Here is an 18,589-nt window from a genome sequence, read left to right as displayed (position 1 = left end):
CAGCCCTATTCGATGTCGAAGAACGGCGTGCCCGCGACCGGCGTCGATGGCACCGCCATGTCGCGCGCGGGCATCAGGCCGGCGTCGTAGCCGATGCGTCCGGCAACGATGGCATTTGCGAAGGCTTCCGCCATGCGGACGGGATCGGCAGCTTTGGCCACAGCGGTGTTGAGCAACACGGCGTCATAGCCAAGCTCCATGGCGTGGGCCGCGTGCGAGGGCGCGCCGATACCCGCGTCGATCACGAGTTTTGCGTCGGGAAAATAAGCCCGCAGACTTTTGAGCGCGGCGACATTCGCCAGACCGCGGCCGCTGCCGATCGGCGCCGCCCACGGCATGATGACCTCGCAGCCCGCCTGCTGCAGGCGTTCCGCCACGGAGAGATCTTCCGTCGTATAGGGAAAGACCTTGAAGCCGTTGGCGTTGAGGATGCGCGCAGCCTCGACGAGCCCGAACACGTCCGGTTGCAACGTGTCGTCGTTGGCGATGACTTCGAGCTTGACCCAATCGGTGCCGAACAGCTCGCGCGCCATTTCAGCCGTCGCGATCGCGTCGCGCGCCGTGCGGCATCCGGCGGTGTTGGGAAGAACGCGGACGCCGAGATTCTTGATGATGTCGAGAAAGCGCTCGCCGATTTTTCCCCCCGCCGCCTCACGACGGAGAGAGACCGTCACGATCGACGCTCGCGAGGCTTTCGCAGCGTCGGCGAGAATTGCGGGCGACGGGTATCCCGCCGTCCCGAGCAGAAGCCGCGACGGCACCGTCACGCCGTAAAACGACAGCGCTTGCTCTTTATGCAGACTTTGGTCCCGGAGGTTCATTGATTGCGAGATGCTCATTCAGCCGCCCTGGCGCGCGGAGACGATCTCGACGCTATCGCCGGCTTTGAGGTTCGTCGTATCACGCTTCGCCGCGGGCACGAAATGACCGTTCAGCGCGGTTGCGACTTTGGCATCAGACAGTTCCTGCTCGTCCAGAAGCGCGGCCAGCGTTTGTGCTCCCGTTTCGGACTTGCGGCCATTGACGATCAGTTCAATTTTCGGCATCGCGTTCAGCATTGGCTCGTCCTCGTGCATCTGCTGCAAGTAGGCCTTTTCGCGGCGTTTGCTAGAGGATTTTCTGATTTATTAGCGTAAACGCGGTGAACGGGTCAAAGCACCGCCAATCTGCCGTATTGCCTACGTTCCTTCCCGCCAGCCTACCCGCACGTTCCCATTGAGGATGACCCGGATGTTCTCGCACCTGATGGCTTCCCGCCGCTTTGCTCCGCTGTTCTGGAGCCAGCTGCTCGCGGCGCTGAACGACAACCTCCTCAAGAACGCGCTGGCGATGCTGGTCGTCTATCGCCTCGCTATGGAAAACGGTCCGGCGATCGGGACGCTGGCGGGCGCAGCGCTGATCGTGCCGTTTTTTCTGTTTTCCGCGCTCGCAGGTCAATATGCCGATAAGTTCGACAAGGCTCGGATGGCGGCGCGCGTCAGACTGTTCGAAATCCCGATCGCGCTGGCGGCCGCGGTCGGGTTTCTGCTGCCTTCGGTGCCGTTGCTGTTCGTGGCGCTAATCCTGTTCGGAACGCTCAGCGCTTTTTTCGGGCCGGTGAAATACGGGCTGCTGCCGACGCATCTCGAACTCAAGGAACTTCCGGCGGGCAACGCGCTGATCGAAGGCGCGACGTTCATTGCGATCCTGCTCGGCACGATCGGCGGCAATTTTGCTTCCGGAGGCGACCGAGAGATCGGCCTCGTCGCCGCCGCCATTGTCGCGATCTCGATCGCGGGCTGGCTGTGCGCGCGACTTATTCCTGCAGCGCCTTCGACGGTTCCGGACCTTGTCGTCGACAAGAATATCGTCACATCGACGGCGACGCTCATCAAGGACCTGCGCAGCGACAGGCGCATCTGGCAGGGCGCGCTCATCACGTCCTGGTTCTGGCTTGTCGGCGCGGTCGTTCTGGCGCTGTTGCAGAACCTCATTCCGCACACGCTGAACGGCGCTCCCTCGGTCTACACGCTCGCGCTCTTTACATTCGCCATATCGGTCGCGGCCGGATCGATGGTCGCCGCAAGTGCAAGCAAGAACCGGCCGAATCTGGCGCTCGTTCCGATCGGCGCGCTCCTGATGGGCATATTCCTCATTGATCTCGCGCTGTTGGCGTCGCGGATAACGCCAGCGCCGCAACCGATCGGCGTATCGGAACTTCTGGCGTCGTTCAGCGGCATCCACATGCTGCTCGATCTCGCAGGCATCGCATTTGCAGGCGGACTTTTCATCGTGCCGTCGTTCGCCGCCGTGCAGGCATGGTCGCCCGTTGAACGCCGCTCGCGCGTGATCGCCGGATGCAACGTTCTCTCGGCTGCGTTCATGACATTCGCGGGCCTCGCGGTCGCCGCGCTTCAATACGAGAAAGTTTCCGTCGCACTGCTCTATGCGGGCATCGGCGTCGCCAATCTCATCGTCGTTGCGCTGGTGCTGCGCGCGTGGGGCGCGGAGGGCGTCAAGGATGTCGGCGTGTTCCTGTTCAAGACCTTGTTCGGCCTGGAGGTGAAGGGCCTCGAGAATCTTCCCGCTCCCGGCGAGAAGGCGATCATCGCGCCCAATCACGTCAGCCTTCTCGATGCGGCCTTGATGCATGCGCTGCTGCCGTCGCACGCGACGTTCGCCATCGATACCGGCATGGCGAATACGTGGTGGGTGAAGCCGTTTCTGAAGCTCGCCAAATCCTACGCCATCGATCCGACGCGGCCGCTCGGCATGCGGCATCTCATTCAGGACGTGAAGGATGGCTCGTCGCTCGTCATTTTCCCGGAAGGGCGGCTGACGGTCACCGGCGGCCTGATGAAAGTCTACGATGGCACGGCGATGATCGCGGACAAGGCGGATGCGCCGGTCATTCCGGTGCGTATCGACGGCCTCGAGCGCTCGCATTTCGGATACCTGAGCAACGCGCAAACGAAAAAGGCGTGGTTTCCGAAAACGACGGTGACGATCCTGCCGCCGGTCAAGTTGAACATCGATCCGAACCTGCGCGGCAAGCAGCGGCGTCTGGCAGCGGGCGCGGCTTTGCAGGACGTGATGACGGACTCCGCCGTTCTGACGACGCCGATCGACCAGACGCTGTTCGAGGCGCTCGTGCAGGCGCGGCACACGCGCGACACCGGAAAGCCCGCGATCCAGGACCCGCTCGGCACAAAGCTTTCGTACAAGAAGCTGATCGTTGGAGCCCAGGTGCTGGGTGCGAAGCTTGCGCCGATGCTGCCGGAGCCCGGTCAATCGGTCGGCTTGCTTCTGCCGAATTCGGCCGGCGTCGCGGTGACGTTCTTCGCCCTGCAAACGGCCGGTCGCGTTCCGGCGATGCTGAACTTCACGGCTGGCGCCGCGAATGTCATCGCTGCGTGCAAAGCGGCGAACGTCACGGTCGTGCTGACCTCGCGCGTGTTCGTCGAGAAGGGGCATTTCGAAGCGCTGGTGCAGGCGATCAGCACCGTCGCGCGGATCATCTATCTCGAAGACGTGCGCGCGACTGTTACGTTCGCCGATAAGATCAAAGGCCTTGCGCAGGGCGGCAAGCCGCAGGTCGAGCGCGACTGTAATGCGCCGGCTGCGATCCTATTCACGTCAGGTTCGGAGGGCTTGCCAAAGGGCGTCGTTCTTTCCCACCGCAATCTGCTCGCCAACTGTGCGCAGAGCCTGACGCGCGTCGCATGCAACGGCAGCGACAAGGTCTTCAACGCCCTGCCCGTCTTTCATTCGTTCGGCCTGACGGCCGGACTGCTGATGCCGCTGGTCGCGGGCGTGCCTGTCTATCTCTATCCGACGCCGCTGCACTACCGCATCATTCCGGAACTCGTCTACGGCTCGAACGCGACGATCATGTTCGGCACGGACACGTTCCTCTCCGGCTATGCGCGCGTGGCGCATCCTTATGACTTTGCGCGCGTGCGCCTGGTGCTCGCGGGTGCCGAAGCCGTCAAGGATCGAACGCGGCAGCTCTACATGGACCGCTTCGGCGTGCGTATTCTCGAAGGCTACGGCGTGACCGAAACTGCTCCTGTGCTCGCCATCAACACGCCGCTCGCCAACAAGGCGGGCACCGTCGGACGCCTGTCGCCGTTGATGCAGGCGCGGCTCGATCCCGTGCCGGGAATAGAGACGGGCGGACGGCTTTACGTGCGCGGACCGAACGTGATGCTCGGCTATTATCGCACCGAGAATCCCGGCGTTCTCGAACCGCCTTCAAATGGCTGGTATGATACCGGCGACATCGTCGAGATCGACTCGCAGGGGTTCATCACGATCAAGGGCCGTGCGAAGCGGTTCGCGAAAATCGCGGGCGAGATGGTGTCGCTGTCGGCGGTCGAAGCGCTGGCGGCTGAGCTTTGGCCGAACTTGATCACCCTCGTCGTGGCGCTTCCAGACGCGCGCAAGGGCGAACGTCTCGCGCTGTTGACGACCGATCCAAAGTGCACGCGCGAGGCTTTCATTCAGTTCGCGCGGCGCAAGGGCGCGACGGAGCTGATGATCCCCGCCGATATTCTTGTCGTCAGCAAAATTCCGCTACTCGGCTCAGGCAAGCCGGACTATGTCGCGTCGCTCGAACTGGCGAAAAAGGCAATAGCGGAAAAGGCTGGATCAAGCGTTGGGGCTGTCGAAGAGCGGGCTATCACGCCGGCCGTCTGACAGAAACCCGGCCACGGCTTTTGCCAGCGCGGGCGCGAGAAGAAATCCGTGACGGTAGGTGCCGTTCACCCGGATCGTCTTGCCGCCATCTTCGATGATCGCGCGCGGGATGTTGTCCGGGAAGGCAGGCCGGATGCCCGCGCCCATGTCGAGGATCGACGCTTCGCCAAAGGCCGGATGCAATGCATAAGCGGAGCCTAAGAGATCGAGCGCCGACTTCACCGTCATCGGAATATCGTCCTCGCGCTCCAGCAAACTCGCGCCGATGACGTATCGCCCGTTGCCTTGCGGCACGATGTAGATCGACTGGCGCGGATGGAGCAGCCGCACGGGACGCGACAGGCCGAGTTCGCGCGATTGAATAAGAATGCGTTCGCCGCGGACACCGCGAAGCGACGGCAGGTCCTGCCGCGAGCCGATGCCGCGACAATCTATGATCACGTCTTCGCCGTGAGGCTGAAAGGAATGGCCGAACTCGGTTGCGATACCCAGCGCGCGCGCTTGAGATAGCAGCCATCGTAGCGCTTCCGTCGCGACGACATGGGCTTCATCGGGATAGAAAAGGCCGCGCTCGAAGCGCCCGGCGAGATCAGGTTCGAGCTTCGCCAGGCATTGTGCTGCGAGAACCTTGTGCCGTTCGGTCATTTGCGCAAACCGCGTCAGGTCGGCGCTATCGCGTGGCGGCGCGACGACGAGCGTGCCGTTGACCACCGTTGCGGGGTAGGCATCGCGCCACAATGAGATGCTTTCGCGGCCGAGATCGCGAACGATTGGCGGCGCTCCCTCCGCTTCGCATTCCGGAGCGATCATCGCCGCCGCCAAGCGGCTTGCGCAAGCGGCAAACGGCTCGCTGCTTCGCTCGACGAGGCGGACGCGGTGGCCAGCGCGTGCGTGCGTGAATGCCTGCCAGAGTCCCGTGATGCCGGCGCCGACAACAGCTATCGATAGTTTGCTCAACATTCCTCTCCCAGTCGCACGCCGTCACTTCATATCAATCGCCGAGCGCCACGCCTTCACGGCGCGGATCGGCGCCGCCTTCCAGATGTCCGTCCTTGCGAACGATCGTATGGACGCCAGACGTCATCGTCGCGTTGCCGATGGCGTGTCCGTAGGCTGTGAGATCGAACGCGGGCCAGACGTAGTACGGAGAATACTCGATGATGAACGCTCCGCCTTGACTTCCGAAATTCGCCAAGGCGGCGGACTTCTGCGCATCGAGGCCCCAGTCGATCAATCCCACAAGCGTTTTGACGACATAGAGGATGATCTGCGATCCCCCCGGCGATCCGGTCACGATCTCGGGCGTGCCTTGCGCATCGAGCACGATCGTCGGCGCCATCGAGCTGCGCGGACGTTTGCCTCCGGCGACGGCGTTGGCGACGGGCATGCCTTTTTCGTCGAAGGGTACGAAGGAGAAATCGGTCAGCTCGTTGTTCAAGAAGAACCCCGCAGCCCAGAGATGCGAGCCGAACGCGCTCTCGATGGTTGCCGTCATCGCAAGGGCGTTGCCGTCGGCGTCGATGATCGACATGTGCGTCGTGCCCGGAACCTCGTTGGTGAAGTCCTTGCCGAACGTCTTCTTCGCAAGGCCGGGCGGGAGACCGGGCTCCGCTTTATCCATCGTCTTCTGCAGGTCGATCAGTTTGCGGCGCTCGGCGAGATAGGCGTCGTCCATCAGCCCTGACGGGACCGAAATCCGGTCTGGATCGGCGATGTAGCGATTGCGATCGGCGTAGGCGAGCTTTTCAGCTTCGGCGATGATGTGGAGCGCGGGCGCTCTCATCATGGCCGCCGAGCCTTGCACCTCAGGAAACGGCTCGATCAGCTTCAGAACTGTGCCGACCGTCATCGCCCCAGACGATGGCGGACCCATGCCGCAGATTTTTCGCGCCCGGTAGTCAACGCATACGGGGTCGCGTTCCTTCACGGCGTAGCCTGCGAGGTCGGCCGCCGTCATGTCGCCCGGAATGCTCGTGGCACCCTGGACGGCCTTTACGATCGCGTCCGCGATCGGGCCGGAATAAAATGCGTCTGCGCCCTTTTCGGCAATCGCCTTCAGCGTCGCCGCATAGGCTGCATTCGTCATCACGTCGCCTGCCGCGATCGGCGTGTCGTTCTCGTCGAAAAAGCGGGCGCGCGCCCCGGCGGAAAAGTCTTCGGCTTTGCTTGCAGCGAGCAGAGCAGCGAGCCTCGGCGATACCGGGAAGCCTTCCTCTGCGAGCTTGATCGCTGGCGCAAAGAGCGACGACCACGGAAGTTTTCCGAAGCGCCTATGGACGGCCTCCAGGGCGCGCATGAGGCCGGGAACGCCGACGCTCAGGCCTGAGCGCACTGCCGCCTCGAACGGCATCGGCTTGCCGTCGCGCAGGAAGCGGTCGGGCTTTGCGGCAGCGGGCGCCGTCTCCCGGCCATCGAATGTCGCGAGCGAACGCGATTGCGCATCCCAGTAAACGAGGAACGCGCCGCCGCCCAAACCAGAGGACTGAGGTTCGACAAGCCCGAGAACGAGTTCGGCCGCGACGGCCGCATCGGCCGCCGATCCACCCTGGCGCATAATCTCACGACCGGCTTCGGCGGCGAGCGGGTCGGCCGCGACGATCATCTGCCGCTGCGCTACGACGAGAGACTTCGCCGTCGTGCCGGATGGGCCTTCCGGTGCAGGCCGGATTTGCTCAGCCGCGGAGGCCGACGCACCGGCGACGAAACACAACAGAGCAGCCAGAACTCGGAAAGTCATTCGTATTCCCTGAAGGCGTGCGGCACACAGTTGGCGGTGGACGAGACTACGAACATACCTCATCGTCGCGTTCTTAGATCAAAGCCGCGAGAGAGACATATGTCCATTTGGAAAGGCCGTCACATCGGGCTCGGGTTCGCCGCGCTCGGACTGTTTGCAGCCGGGGCCGCGAGCACGAGAGCCCTCGACGCGACGACGCGCGTGACGCAGCTCCTTTCGACGGGAAAAACGGTCATGGACGAGCCGATCGTCTATCCGACCGGCTCACCGGCAAAGCTCACGACGGCGATCGTCGAGATGCAGCCTGGCGCGGAGACCGGGTGGCATACACACGGCGTGCCGTTGACAGGGCTGATCCTCGACGGCGAGCTGACGGTCGATTATGGCGCGAAGGGCACGCGGACGTACAAAAAAGGGCAGTCGGTCGCCGAAGCGATCAGCATTCCGCACAACGGCCGAAACACCGGCACAGGCGTCATGAAGCTGTTCGTCGTGTACATCGGTGCAGAGGGCGCCGCGACTTCGATCCCGGACAAACATCACTAACTATTGCTTGCGGAGGCTTTGGTAGGGTTGTGCCTGCAGCCGTGTCAGGGCCGGAATACGCGATCGCGCCCGCCAGCGGCGATGTTCATTTGGTATGCTGTGCGTCGGCTTGTTCTATTTTTGTTTCAAACCGGGCGCGTCGAGCACCCTAAAGAAAGAGACAAAAAACGAACTGGGGGTGGAGCGTCGTCAAATGGCAACATGCAACGCCGGAAAATTTCGAAAACATCAATAAACTCAGGCGCAAGGGAGGAATCGTGATTGAACTGTGACTTCCCTGCTCTGCCGGTGAAAACGGGACTGATTTATACCCGCCTTTCACTAATCAAGAACAGGATAACCCCCGTAGCCCTGTGCTTTTGAATTTGCTGCCATTGGAGCACCCCCCGATGACCGTTAAACGCCGTTTGAGTCGAATTGCCGTTGCCGCCCTGATCATGGCCGGGGGAATGATCTCCGCGACAGTCGCGCAGGCCGAAGACCTTGTCGATTTCCTTTGGGGCGGCGGCGACGAGTACGGCGGCGGTCGCAGCGTGGTTTCCTTCGACCCGCAATATAAGCCGGGCCAAATCATCGTCTCATTCTCCGATCGGCGCCTGTATTTGATCACGAAGCAGGGCGAGGCGATCACCTATCCCGTCGCGGTGCCGAAGGGCGATGCGCGCTGGCAGGGCGTGACATCCGTCACCAACAAGCGCGTCAATCCGCCGTGGACGCCGACACCCGAGATGGTGCGCGGAAATCCGCGTCTGCCGCGTTGGGTCCCCGGTGGGCATCCGATGAACCCGCTTGGCATTCGCGCCATGTATCTCGGCTCCAGCGCCTATCGCATTCACGGCACCGATGCGCCGTGGACGATCGGGCAGGCCGTCTCGCACGGCTGCATCCGCATGACGAACCAAGACGTGCTTGATCTCTATCCCCGCGTGCCGATCGGCATGCGCGTGACCGTGACGTGGCAGCAGTTCAAGACGGGATCGGCGATTTCCAGCAAATCCTATCCGCGTTACGGCGACGATCAGGCCGAGAAGGCATCGGGCAACAGCGGCTACGGGCAGGCAACGGCGCCCACCCGCGCGACCTACACTCGGCCGCAGGGCAATTCGGGCACTATCTTCTCGTGGGATGACGATGCGCCACCGCGCGCCCAGCGCGCCAGCGTTCGTTCGGAAGAGCCTCGCGACGCCGTCGATACGGGCGAGGGTGTCGATGCGACGATCGACGAGCCGATCGAGCAGTCCGCGAAGAAGAAGACCGCGGCCGTCTCTACGCAATCCGATGCGAAGCCGGTCGAACCGAAGAAGAAGAAGCCTGCCGTTGTCGAGAAGAAGTCTGTTTCGACGCCGGCACCGGCTCACTCTCGCTCGGTTCCCGATCCGGTCAAGCCGCGCGAGGCCGCTCCGGCCGATCCGACACCGACCAAATCGTCGATGGTCGAACATCCGGCGAAATCATCCTGACGCCTGCCGGCGGACTGGAATTCAACGGGCGGCCCAAGGGTCGCCCGTTTTCGTATGCTCTTTAGCTACATAGTCGGGGTTGTCTGCGGCCTATCCGTCCGCCATGTCAGGATGTACGATAGCGATGGACGGGGTATCCCGCATTCGCTCCTGACTTGAGTTGCACAGCCTTGGTAACGCTCCTCGATACGACCGACCCCAAGCCGCGCCTGCGTCATCCAGAAAAGGCGTCGCGGCCCGATACTCCTTATTTGCCGAAGCCACCTTGGCTGCGCGTTCGGGCGCCCGGCTCACAGGGTTTCTCGCACACGCATCGAATTATGCGCGATCACGGCCTCACTACGGTCTGTGAGGAAGCGGCCTGCCCCAACATCGGCGAATGCTGGGAGAAGCGTCACGCCACGATGATGATCATGGGCGACATCTGCACGCGTGCTTGCGCGTTTTGCAATGTCGCCACGGGACGGCCCGGTCAACTCGATGCGGACGAGCCCACTCGTGTCGGCGATGCCGTGGCGCGTCTCGGCCTCGAGCACGTCGTCGTCACGTCGGTCGATCGCGATGATCTCGCCGACGGCGGAGCGCAGCATTTCTCCGAAACGATCGCAGCAATCCGCAGGCTTGCGCCGCAGACGACCATCGAGGTTTTGACGCCCGATTTTCTGCGCAAGGACGGCGCGCTGGACGTGGTGATCGCAGCCCGTCCCGACGTGTTCAATCACAATCTCGAGACGGTCCCCGGCCTTTATCCGAAAATCCGCCCCGGCGCACGCTACTTCCATTCGCTACGCCTGTTGCAGCGGGCGAAGGAAATCGATGCGCGGATGTTCACGAAGTCCGGCATCATGGTCGGGCTTGGCGAAACGCGCGAAGCCGTCCTTCAGGTGATGGATGACCTCCGGTCTGCCGATGTCGATTTCCTGACGATCGGGCAATATCTGCAGCCGACGCGAAAGCACGCCGCTGTCGACCGCTACGTCACGCCGGAGGAATTCGAGGCGCTGGCGACGACGGCCTATGCCAAGGGCTTCCTCCAGGTCTCAGCGTCGCCGCTCACGCGCTCGTCCTACCACGCGGGCGATGATTTTCGTCGTCTTCGGGAGGCGCGCGAGGCACGTCTAGCCGTCTAGGCTCGCGCGTTTCTCATCGAAAGCAAATGCATGCCGAAATTCGCGGCAAATCTGTCAATGCTCTTCACTGAGCTGCCGTTTCTCGACCGTTTCGACGCGGCGGCGTCGGCAGGCTTCGAGGGCGTCGAATTTCTCTTTCCTTATGATTACGAGACCGACGATCTCGCCGCGCGCCTGAAGGCGAACGGGCTCACACAAGTGCTGTTCAACCTACCTGCGGGAAACTGGGCCGCTGGCGACCGGGGCATCGCGATCTATCCGAACTTGACGGGAGAATTTCGCGAAAGCGTCCAGCGCGCCGTCAAATACGCGAAGGCGCTCGGCTGCAAGCAGCTTCATTGCCTGGCGGGCACCGCACCACCCGGTGCCGATCACCGTCAAATGCGCAAAACCTACATCGAAAATCTGACGTTCGCGGCGCGCGCGCTTGCGGACGAAGGCGTGACGCTCCTCATCGAAGCGATCAACACGCGCGACGTTCCGAATTACTTCCTCGACTCCACAGCAAAGGCGGCGGACGTCATTGAAAGCGTCGGTGCGTCCAATCTTCGGCTGCAATACGATGTCTATCATATGCAGATCATGGAAGGCGATCTGACGCCGACGATCGACAAATATCTGCCGCTCATCGGTCATGTGCAGATCGCCGATACGCCAGGGCGGCACGAGCCTGGAACGGGCGAGATCAATTTCCCGTTCGTGTTCGATCACCTTGACCGTATCGGCTACAAGGGCTGGATCGGCTGCGAATACAAACCTCGCTCGTCAACATCCGACAGCCTGCAATGGTGGCGCAAGCTGAAAACGCCAGCGATCTGAGTTCCGCCGGCAGACGTCAAGCTTCAGCGGTGGCTTCGGTTCCGGCCTTGACGACCTTTTCGGTCAGATCCGGCGCGCAGAGTTCGATAAAGCGATAGGCGAAGCGGCGAAGGAAACGCCCGCGACGCAACGCGATGCGCGTCGTCGTTTTGGGGAATAGGTGACTGTTGTCGAGCAGCCGAAGCCCCGTGTCGCGGTCCTTGTCGTAAGCCATCGAGGCGACGATGCCGATGCCGAGCCCGACCTCGACGTACGTCTTGATGACGTCGGCATCGAGCGCGACCATCACGATGTCCGGGGTCAATCCCGCTTTCGCAAATGTTGCATCGACGCCGGGACGGCCGGTGAACCCCTCGTGATAGGTGATGATCGGCCACTCGGCGATCTTCTCGATCGTCAGCGGTTTGACACTTTCCAGGGCGTGCCCCTTCGGCACGATGATGCCGTGATGCCAGGAGTAATACGGAAACGAAACAACCTCGGGCGAATTTTCCAGCGCCTCGGTCGCAATGCCGATGTCCGCCAGGCCATCATTCAGCATGGACGCGATCTCTTTCGGCGAACCTTGCTGAAGCACGAGATGGACGTTCGGAAATTCCTTTCGGAATGCGGCGATCGGACCGGGGAGCGCATAGCGGGCCTGCGTATGCGTCGTCGCAATGGTGATCTCGCCGCGATCGGATTTTGCGAACTGGTCGGCAAGGCGTTTGATGTTCGCCGTGTCGAGCAGAATGCGCTCGACGATCTGCGCGAGTTCCTTGCCGGGCTCGGTCAGTCCCAGAAGCCGTTTACCGCGCCGAATGAAAAGCTCGACGCCCAGTTCGTCTTCGAGATCCTTGATGTGCTTCGAAACTCCAGACTGCGACGTGTAAAGAGCGTTCGCGACCTCGGTAAGATTAAAGTTGCGCCGTAACGTTTCTCGGATAATGCGGAGCTGCTGAAAGTTCACGACGCGACTGTCCCGTTCTGCTCTGGGAAGACGCTGAGGCGGCGGCTTCTGATTTTTACGCGCTGACCTGTTGCGAGGCCAAGTGAGGTTGCCTCAGTCCCCGGGATTTCGACTTCAAAGAAGTCTTTTCGACCCTGACGTGCATCACCATTCGCCACCAATTCTACACGTGCAACGGCGCCCGTGCCAAGAATGCGATGGACTTTTGCGGTGATGCCGTCGTCGGATGAGACATCCGGCACGATCTCGGTTTCATGCGGACGAACGAACGCCACGACCTCCTGTCCATCCCGGAAATGTCCGGCATGATGGCGAATGCGCTCGTCGCCGACGCGCACATAATCGCCCTCGATACGGCCGCGGAATTCATTAACGGTGCCCATGAAGCCATAAGCGAACGCCGTCGCCGGGGTTTCGTAAATTTCTTTCGGCGGGCCGATCTGCTCGACGCGCCCCTTGTTGATCAGCACGATCCGGTCGGAGACCTCAAGCGCTTCTTCCTGGTCGTGCGTGACGAAGATCGACGAGATGTGGAGTTCGTCGTGGAGCGTACGGAGCCAGCGCCGAAGTTCTTTGCGAACCTTTGCATCGAGTGCGCCGAAGGGCTCGTCGAGCAGAAGCACGCGCGGTTCGACCGCCAGTGCGCGCGCCAACGCTATGCGCTGTCTTTGCCCGCCCGAGAGCTGCGAAGGAAAGCGGTTCGCGACCCACGACAACTGCACGAGCTCCAGAAGCTGCCCGACCTTGGCGCGAATGTCTTTCTCGCTCGGCCGTTGGCCTCTCGGGCGGACGCGCAGACCGAACGCGATATTCTCGAACACCGTCAGATGCCGGAACAGTGCGTAGTGCTGGAAAACAAATCCGACACGGCGCTGGCGGACATCCTTGGTCGTCGCGTCATCGCCATCGAGAATGATGCGGCCACTGTCGGCATGTTCGAGGCCGGCGATCACGCGCAGCAGCGTCGTCTTTCCGCAGCCCGATGGACCGAGCAGAGCAACCAGCTCGCCATCCGGAAAGTTCAGCGAGACGTCGTCCAGCGCTTTGAACGTGCCGAACGTTTTGCTGACGTTGCGAACCTCGATGCTCATTGGCCTTGCCCTTCCACCACATGTTTATTTGCACGCCACTCGACGTAAGTCTTCAGCGCCAGCGTCACCAGAGCCAAGAGAGCGAGGAGCGAAGCCACCGCGAAGGCGGCTGCGAATTGATATTCGTTGTAAAGAATTTCGACGTAGAGCGGCATCGTGTTGGTCTCCCCGCGGATATGTCCCGACACGACGGAGACCGCACCGAATTCCCCCATCGCTCGCGCGTTGCAGAGAATGACGCCGTAGAGAAGCGCCCATTTCACATTGGGAATGGTGACGCGCAGGAAAGTTTGAATTCCGGACGCGCCGAGTGAGATAGCGGCTTCCTCTTCGTCCTTGCCCTGCGCCTGCATCAACGGAATGAGCTCACGCGCAATGAATGGGAAGGTCACGAAAATCGTCGCGAGAACGATCGCGGGCACAGCGAAAATGATCTTGATGTCGTGATCGAGCAGCCAGGGACCGAACCAGCCCTGACGTCCGAACACGAGAACGTAAATCAGGCCGGCGACGACAGGCGAAACCGAGAAGGGCAAGTCGATCAGCGTGATCAGCAGGTTTTTGCCCGGAAATTCGAACTTCGCGATCGCCCACGCCGCCGCCAAGCCGAAAACCAGATTCAAAGGAACTGCGATCGCTGCCGCAAGCAGCGTCAGCTTGACGGCCGAGAGCGCGTCAGGCTCGACGAGTGCGGAAAAATAAGTCTCGGCGCCTTTGCGGAACGCTTCCGCAAAAACAGCGATGAGCGGAAGCAGAAGGAAGATCAGGAAGTATGTCAGGCCAACGCCGAGGACGGCGATCTTGACCCATCGCGAGTCCCGCGTGGCAGGGTTTGCTTCGAATTTTCCCGCGCCGTGCAAGCGCGCATCGATAGTTGCGGCAGCAGCCATCAGACCGTCCTTCCAAAGCGGCGGGCATTCCAGGCCTGCAGCGCGTTTACGATGAGAAGCATGATGAACGAGATGACGAGCATCACGGCGGCAATGGCGGTCGCGCCGCGATAATCGAATTGCTCAAGTTTGGTGATAATGATCAGCGGCGTGATTTCCGACACCATCGGAATATTGCCTGCGATGAAGATCACCGAGCCGTATTCGCCGACGGCGCGGGCAAAGGCGAGGGCGAAGCCCGTCGTCAATGCAGGCAATAGAGTCGGGAAAACAACGCGTTTGAAGGCTGTCCAGCGATTGGCGCCGAGGCTTGCTGCAGCTTCCTCGAATTCCGCTTCGAGATCCTCAAGAACGGGCTGCACGGTGCGCACGACGAACGGCAAGCCGATGAATATGAGAGCGACGAGGACGCCGGCCGGGCCAAATGCAATCTTGATCCCAAGCGGATCGAGCAGGCTGCCGATCCAGCCGTTCTTGGCGTAGATGGCGGTCAGTGCGATGCCAGCGACAGCCGTCGGCAAAGCGAACGGCAGGTCGATCAACGCATCGACGATCTTTCGTCCCGGAAATGTGTAGCGCGTCAGGCCCCATGCCAGCAGCAGGCCGAAAACTGCGTTGATGCAAGCGGCGAGAAACGATGCTCCAAACGTCAGCTGATAGGACGCGACAACGCGCGGCGCCGTCACCGCACTCCAAAATTCGTCCCACGTCATCGCCGACGACTTCAGGAACACTGCGGAAAGCGGGATAAGAACAATCAGCGAGAGGTAAACGAGGGTGAAGCCGAGCGACAGCCCGAATCCCGGCAAAACTCTCTTATTGACGCCAGCGCTCATCGTGTCCGACCCTCGGAATTTCCAGGAAAGCGAATGTTCTGCACACTATGCGAGAGGCGCATGTCTTCGAACCAAGAAGACATGGATTTGATATTCTCGTTTTAGGAATACCGGGGAATGGGCGAGGTGCGCCCGCGTGCTAGAAGCCGCGCGGATGTAATCTGGTGCGATCGACCGGTGCCACGACGAGGAATGCTTTCGCGTCCGCGTTGCCCGGATTGTGAAGCGTTTGCGGCGAATCCGCGTTGAAGATAATTGAATCACCTTCGGAGAGGCGTGCCGGAGAATCCTCCGCGATCGTCAGCTCGATCTCACCGGCGAGCACAACAAGCGCTTTCTTAACTCCAGGCTCGAAGGCCGCGACATCTTCACTATGGTGGGCGACGATCGTCACTTCATAGATCTCGATGCTCTGCGGATCGCCCCAAGGAAACAACGCGCGACACGTGAAACCGCCGTTGCTCGATGCGAGCACGGTTGCCCGGTCGCGTGGAACGATAACGGTGCCGCCCGCCGCCGGATGAGAGATCAGGCTCGGCACCGAAACCTGCAGTGCCTCGGCGATACGCCCGAGAAGATTGATGGTCGGTGCGCTTTTGCCGGTTTCGATCTGACCAAGCATGGCGCGGCTGACGCCTGATTTTGCTGCCAATTGCTCAAGAGAGAGGCCGGATTTGCGACGAAGGTGCCGGAGGTTTTCTCCAACGATAATTGAGAGTTTCGTCGCGACGCTCTCAGAGTGCTGTGGGTCAGCGTGAATCTGCTTTCCGATCATCACCATGGTAGGCCGCCTCTTGCTCAATGCCCCTCTGCAAGTACGGATAACCGGCCCAGCATATCGGCGGAACGAAGAAAAATTGCTGAGCTTATGCTGCTGGCTCGTCTGGAGCCGTAAGGGGGAACGTCTCGAAATCAGACGCCAACACTCCGACGCGGCGAAGCTTACGCCGCCATGAGCCGCATGGCGCGAGGCGTTAATTATGCCCATCGAGATCCGGGCGCGAAAAAGGGCGGCATGTTGAGCCGCCCTTTCCGTAAATTCAGATCAACGGCTCAGCCGCCGATCATCGGTTCAGAAGTTCACCTTCGCGCCCGCGATGACCTGCTGCAGGTTGTCGATGTTCGTGCGGTTTGCTTCGCCCGCCACCTGCACGTCGCCGTCAGCGTGTTGATAGACGAGATAGAGCATCGTTTCCGCCGCCTCGAGGTACTGAGCTACACCGCCCGAAATGTAATCGATCTCGGCATCCTCGGTGCGCAGCGTTCCTTTGGCGACGTTTGAGCCCGGCGAGTCGTGGCGATAGTTGACGAACAGGTTCGTCTTGCCGAGCGCGATCCATTTGGTTTCGATGCCACCCTGCACGAACCAGGTGTCATCCGTCTTGTCGACGAGCGCCGGATTGCCGGTCGTGACGTCGGCAGCGCGCGTGTTGTCGATCTGCTGACCGTAGCCCGAGAAAAGGAACAGACCCGTCGGCTTATGCTGGATGAAGCCGGACACGCCCCACCATTCGCAGTCCGCGCGGAAGCCGGTGGGACCGGTGTGGCAAAGGTTGTTCGTTTCATCGGATGAGTGGCCATAACCGGCGCGGCCGTTGATTTCGAAGTCGCCAAAGCCGCCCTTGTAGATCAGCGCCGTATCCCAGATGTCGTCTTCGCCCCAGGACGCGGTGTATGTGAAGCCGGCGATGGTCGGCGAGTCGTATCTGACGATGTTGCGGCGGCCGTTGTCGCCCGGCGTCGAGTTGTTGAAGCCGCGCGCGATGTCGGACCATCGCAAGTTGCTGCCACCGGCAGGACCCGGAATAAAGCTTCCGCCCGAACGCGCGAAGAAGCTTGCCTGATAGTCCGGCGGACCTTCACCGTCGAAGAAGTTCCGGGTCATCGTCGTGTCGGCATCGTCGAGCAGATGGTATGTCGACGTTCCATCCTGTCCGACGGTGACCTTGCCGAGCTGGCTGTTCTTCAGGAACCAGCTGCTTTTACGAACCGAGACGCTGTTCGGGTTGGTGCCGTCGGGCGTGTTCTGGTCCCACTTGCCGCCGTTGCCGCCAAAGATGCCAAGCTCGATCACGTAGCCGGCCGACCAGTCCTTGTCGATCTTGGCTTCGCCGATGAAGCGAACGCGCGACTGCTCGACCGGGTTCGTGCCGACGTAGACGTTGCTTTCCGTGCCATCATCCCAAAAAGCGACCTGCTCGCTTACCCAGCCGGATACCGTCAGGCTGACCTTGCGATTGCCTTTGCGGGCCGTCGTGGCCTCAAGCTCAGCAATGCGCTCTTCGAGATCGGCGCAGCAGTTACCCCCAAGGTCTGCAGCGTTCGCAGGCAGCGCCCATCCACCGATCAGCGCGCCCGCCACTCCAAGGCAAAGCGCATGCCGAAGCTCCAATCTTCGCGTCATTATATTAGACCCCGTCCATCAAATTTTTTTTGGTAGCCGGTGCTTTCGTTTGCGTTGCCCGACTCCGTAATTTGATTTTTTGGATTTGCTTGCGATTGTCAATTAACAAGCATTTTCATCGCATTATCTGCTATATTGTCGTCACTCTCCTACATCACGTGCGGCTTCGCAGGCGACCGCGCAGACTGGTCTCACGGAGTAGCGGAGGCGAAAACGAAGCCGGAGATATTCCGACTTCGAACGATTATTCAGGGCGCACGCATAAGCCGTTCACGACGCCCACTGCTGCCCGCGCAGCTCTCCGGATCGCGACAGCCGGAAGGCGGCAACCCGTTCCGCCGCCAGACGAAATTCGGCGGCGCGCGTCAGACGCTGAAGCAGCGCCAGCGCCTCTGGCCACGGACCGAAACCCGCATCGGCATTGATGTGACCGGCTTCGCCGAGACTGATGAAATCCGCTTTCCAGAGTCGCGCCCAATGCGCTGCGCGATCAAAAGCCATCCATGCGTCGTTTGTACTTGCAACGACGATCGCCGGGAACGCCAAAGGCTTTGCCGGCAGGAACTCGGCAACACCGAATCGATCTGGATCAGCCGGCGCAACGAGCATGACGCCGCCAATGCGCTCCCGGTGATCGCTCGCCGCCTGCACGGCAGCCAACGCACCGAACGAATGCGCGACGATGAAAACAGGGTCGGTTGCGCGCGCAATTTCGCGCCGTATGCGGCTCGACCAGTCAGGCAGATGGGGGTCATTCCAATCGCGTTGAGTGACGCGCAGACTGCCGGCGACGCGGTGCTCGAGCCATGTCTGCCAGTGGGTGGGTCCGCTTGATTTCAGGCCGGGAACGATCAAGGTCGTCATCAGAGATTGTCCTTCGATGCTTGAGGTGAGCTCGGGTCCGCTCTGCGCGCTGCGCCGGGTCCGAAGCAAAATTAGGGGCGTCTCCTTCAGGGGCACGCGCCGCTACACATCTCTCTGATCAGCATCGTTGTGATCTCCGCACCCGGGACCTGTTTCGTGCGCCGCCCGGCTTCATGCCCGGACGAT

The 18,589-nt window shown here is 61.4% G+C and carries 16 protein-coding genes; 5 read left to right on the top strand and 11 right to left on the bottom strand.

All coding sequences use genetic code 11. The annotated features are described in order from the left end of the window. Positions 1–5: 5 nt before the first annotated feature. Complete coding sequence (locus HYPGJ_RS15930) at positions 6–821, bottom strand: thiazole synthase (protein WP_046848486.1); 816 nt, start codon at positions 819–821, stop codon at positions 6–8. 18 nt (positions 822–839) lie between these two features. Next, entirely contained in the window at positions 840–1,037 is a 198-nt protein-coding gene (thiS, locus tag HYPGJ_RS15925) for a sulfur carrier protein ThiS (protein WP_200185770.1), read from the bottom strand. A gap of 193 nt (positions 1,038–1,230) precedes the next feature. On the opposite strand from thiS, the gene HYPGJ_RS15920 reads away from it, so the two are divergent. Continuing rightward, positions 1,231–4,677: an acyl-[ACP]--phospholipid O-acyltransferase gene (locus HYPGJ_RS15920; RefSeq protein ID WP_046847984.1), complete on the top strand. Its 3,447-nt coding sequence runs from the start codon at positions 1,231–1,233 to the stop codon at positions 4,675–4,677. Here HYPGJ_RS15920 and HYPGJ_RS15915 read toward each other — a convergent pair. Together HYPGJ_RS15915 and ggt are read right to left on the bottom strand one after the other, a co-directional pair. After that, entirely contained in the window at positions 4,630–5,637 is a 1,008-nt protein-coding gene (locus HYPGJ_RS15915) for an FAD-dependent oxidoreductase (RefSeq protein ID WP_046847983.1), read from the bottom strand. The two genes, HYPGJ_RS15920 and HYPGJ_RS15915, sit on opposite strands and share 48 nt — an antisense overlap. Positions 5,638–5,668: 31 nt before the next feature. Then, a complete protein-coding gene (gene ggt, locus HYPGJ_RS15910) occupies positions 5,669–7,414 on the bottom strand; it encodes a gamma-glutamyltransferase (protein ID WP_046847982.1) in 1,746 nt (581 codons plus the stop codon). 99 nt (positions 7,415–7,513) lie between these two features. Between ggt and HYPGJ_RS15905 the strand changes: the two genes are divergently transcribed. The 4 genes from HYPGJ_RS15905 (at position 7,514) to hyi (ending at position 11,369) form a co-directional block, all read left to right on the top strand. Then, complete coding sequence (locus HYPGJ_RS15905) at positions 7,514–7,960, top strand: cupin domain-containing protein (RefSeq protein WP_046847981.1); 447 nt, start codon at positions 7,514–7,516, stop codon at positions 7,958–7,960. Between the two features lie 389 nt (positions 7,961–8,349). Then, on the top strand, positions 8,350–9,420 hold the full coding sequence (locus HYPGJ_RS15900) for a L,D-transpeptidase (RefSeq protein ID WP_046847980.1): 1,071 nt from the start codon (positions 8,350–8,352) through the stop codon (positions 9,418–9,420). 170 nt (positions 9,421–9,590) lie between these two features. Then, entirely contained in the window at positions 9,591–10,550 is a 960-nt protein-coding gene (lipA, locus tag HYPGJ_RS15895; protein ID WP_046847979.1) for a lipoyl synthase, read from the top strand. Positions 10,551–10,580: 30 nt separating this feature from the next. Beyond that, entirely contained in the window at positions 10,581–11,369 is a 789-nt protein-coding gene (hyi, locus tag HYPGJ_RS15890) for a hydroxypyruvate isomerase (RefSeq protein ID WP_046847978.1), read from the top strand. A gap of 16 nt (positions 11,370–11,385) precedes the next feature. Here the strand turns inward: hyi and HYPGJ_RS15885 are convergent, their stop codons facing one another. The 7 genes from HYPGJ_RS15885 to HYPGJ_RS15855 all read right to left on the bottom strand — a co-directional run bounded on the left by HYPGJ_RS15885 (position 11,386) and on the right by HYPGJ_RS15855 (position 18,403). After that, positions 11,386–12,318 (bottom strand): CysB family HTH-type transcriptional regulator, encoded by a 933-nt coding sequence (locus HYPGJ_RS15885; RefSeq protein ID WP_013216627.1) that lies wholly within the window; start codon positions 12,316–12,318, stop codon positions 11,386–11,388. Beyond that, complete coding sequence (locus HYPGJ_RS15880; protein ID WP_046847977.1) at positions 12,315–13,409, bottom strand: sulfate ABC transporter ATP-binding protein; 1,095 nt, start codon at positions 13,407–13,409, stop codon at positions 12,315–12,317. Before HYPGJ_RS15880 ends, HYPGJ_RS15885 begins: the two co-directional genes overlap by 4 nt. Continuing rightward, positions 13,406–14,299 carry a sulfate ABC transporter permease subunit CysW gene (gene cysW, locus HYPGJ_RS15875; RefSeq protein ID WP_013216629.1) on the bottom strand — a complete coding sequence of 298 codons (894 nt, stop codon included), beginning with the start codon at positions 14,297–14,299 and terminating at the stop codon, positions 13,406–13,408. The genes HYPGJ_RS15880 and cysW overlap by 4 nt, the downstream gene beginning before the upstream one ends. Beyond that, complete coding sequence (gene cysT, locus HYPGJ_RS15870; RefSeq protein ID WP_046847976.1) at positions 14,299–15,135, bottom strand: sulfate ABC transporter permease subunit CysT; 837 nt, start codon at positions 15,133–15,135, stop codon at positions 14,299–14,301. Before cysT ends, cysW begins: the two co-directional genes overlap by 1 nt. Positions 15,136–15,274: 139 nt before the next feature. Then, positions 15,275–15,916: an XRE family transcriptional regulator gene (locus tag HYPGJ_RS15865; protein WP_052750938.1), complete on the bottom strand. Its 642-nt coding sequence runs from the start codon at positions 15,914–15,916 to the stop codon at positions 15,275–15,277. 291 nt (positions 15,917–16,207) lie between these two features. Continuing rightward, on the bottom strand, positions 16,208–17,539 hold the full coding sequence (locus tag HYPGJ_RS15860; protein ID WP_046847975.1) for a porin: 1,332 nt from the start codon (positions 17,537–17,539) through the stop codon (positions 16,208–16,210). Between the two features lie 270 nt (positions 17,540–17,809). After that, on the bottom strand, positions 17,810–18,403 hold the full coding sequence (locus HYPGJ_RS15855) for an alpha/beta hydrolase (protein WP_244466190.1): 594 nt from the start codon (positions 18,401–18,403) through the stop codon (positions 17,810–17,812). Positions 18,404–18,589: the final 186 nt, after the last annotated feature.

This window comes from Hyphomicrobium sp. GJ21, from assembly GCF_001006785.1.
Taxonomy (GTDB): Bacteria; Pseudomonadota; Alphaproteobacteria; order Rhizobiales; family Hyphomicrobiaceae; genus Hyphomicrobium_B.
Note: the sequence above shows the minus strand (reverse complement) of the source record. Positions and strands in the feature narration are given on the sequence as shown.

Bases quoted from the DNA above. Each gene is read 5' to 3' on its own strand.
- HYPGJ_RS15905 (WP_046847981.1), top strand. From the start codon at position 7,514: ATGTCCATTTGGAAAGGCCGTCACATCGGGCTCGGGTTCGCCGCGCTC.
- HYPGJ_RS15865 (WP_052750938.1), bottom strand. From the start codon at position 15,916: ATGGTGATGATCGGAAAGCAGATTCACGCTGACCCACAGCACTCTGAG.
- HYPGJ_RS15920 (WP_046847984.1), top strand. From the start codon at position 1,231: ATGTTCTCGCACCTGATGGCTTCCCGCCGCTTTGCTCCGCTGTTCTGG.
- HYPGJ_RS15855 (WP_244466190.1), bottom strand. From the start codon at position 18,403: ATGACGACCTTGATCGTTCCCGGCCTGAAATCAAGCGGACCCACCCAC.
- HYPGJ_RS15880 (WP_046847977.1), bottom strand. From the start codon at position 13,409: ATGAGCATCGAGGTTCGCAACGTCAGCAAAACGTTCGGCACGTTCAAA.
- HYPGJ_RS15900 (WP_046847980.1), top strand. From the start codon at position 8,350: ATGACCGTTAAACGCCGTTTGAGTCGAATTGCCGTTGCCGCCCTGATC.
- ggt (WP_046847982.1), bottom strand. From the start codon at position 7,414: ATGACTTTCCGAGTTCTGGCTGCTCTGTTGTGTTTCGTCGCCGGTGCG.
- cysT (WP_046847976.1), bottom strand. From the start codon at position 15,135: ATGAGCGCTGGCGTCAATAAGAGAGTTTTGCCGGGATTCGGGCTGTCG.
- cysW (WP_013216629.1), bottom strand. From the start codon at position 14,299: ATGGCTGCTGCCGCAACTATCGATGCGCGCTTGCACGGCGCGGGAAAA.
- HYPGJ_RS15860 (WP_046847975.1), bottom strand. From the start codon at position 17,539: ATGACGCGAAGATTGGAGCTTCGGCATGCGCTTTGCCTTGGAGTGGCG.
- HYPGJ_RS15930 (WP_046848486.1), bottom strand. From the start codon at position 821: ATGAACCTCCGGGACCAAAGTCTGCATAAAGAGCAAGCGCTGTCGTTT.
- hyi (WP_046847978.1), top strand. From the start codon at position 10,581: ATGCCGAAATTCGCGGCAAATCTGTCAATGCTCTTCACTGAGCTGCCG.
- HYPGJ_RS15915 (WP_046847983.1), bottom strand. From the start codon at position 5,637: ATGTTGAGCAAACTATCGATAGCTGTTGTCGGCGCCGGCATCACGGGA.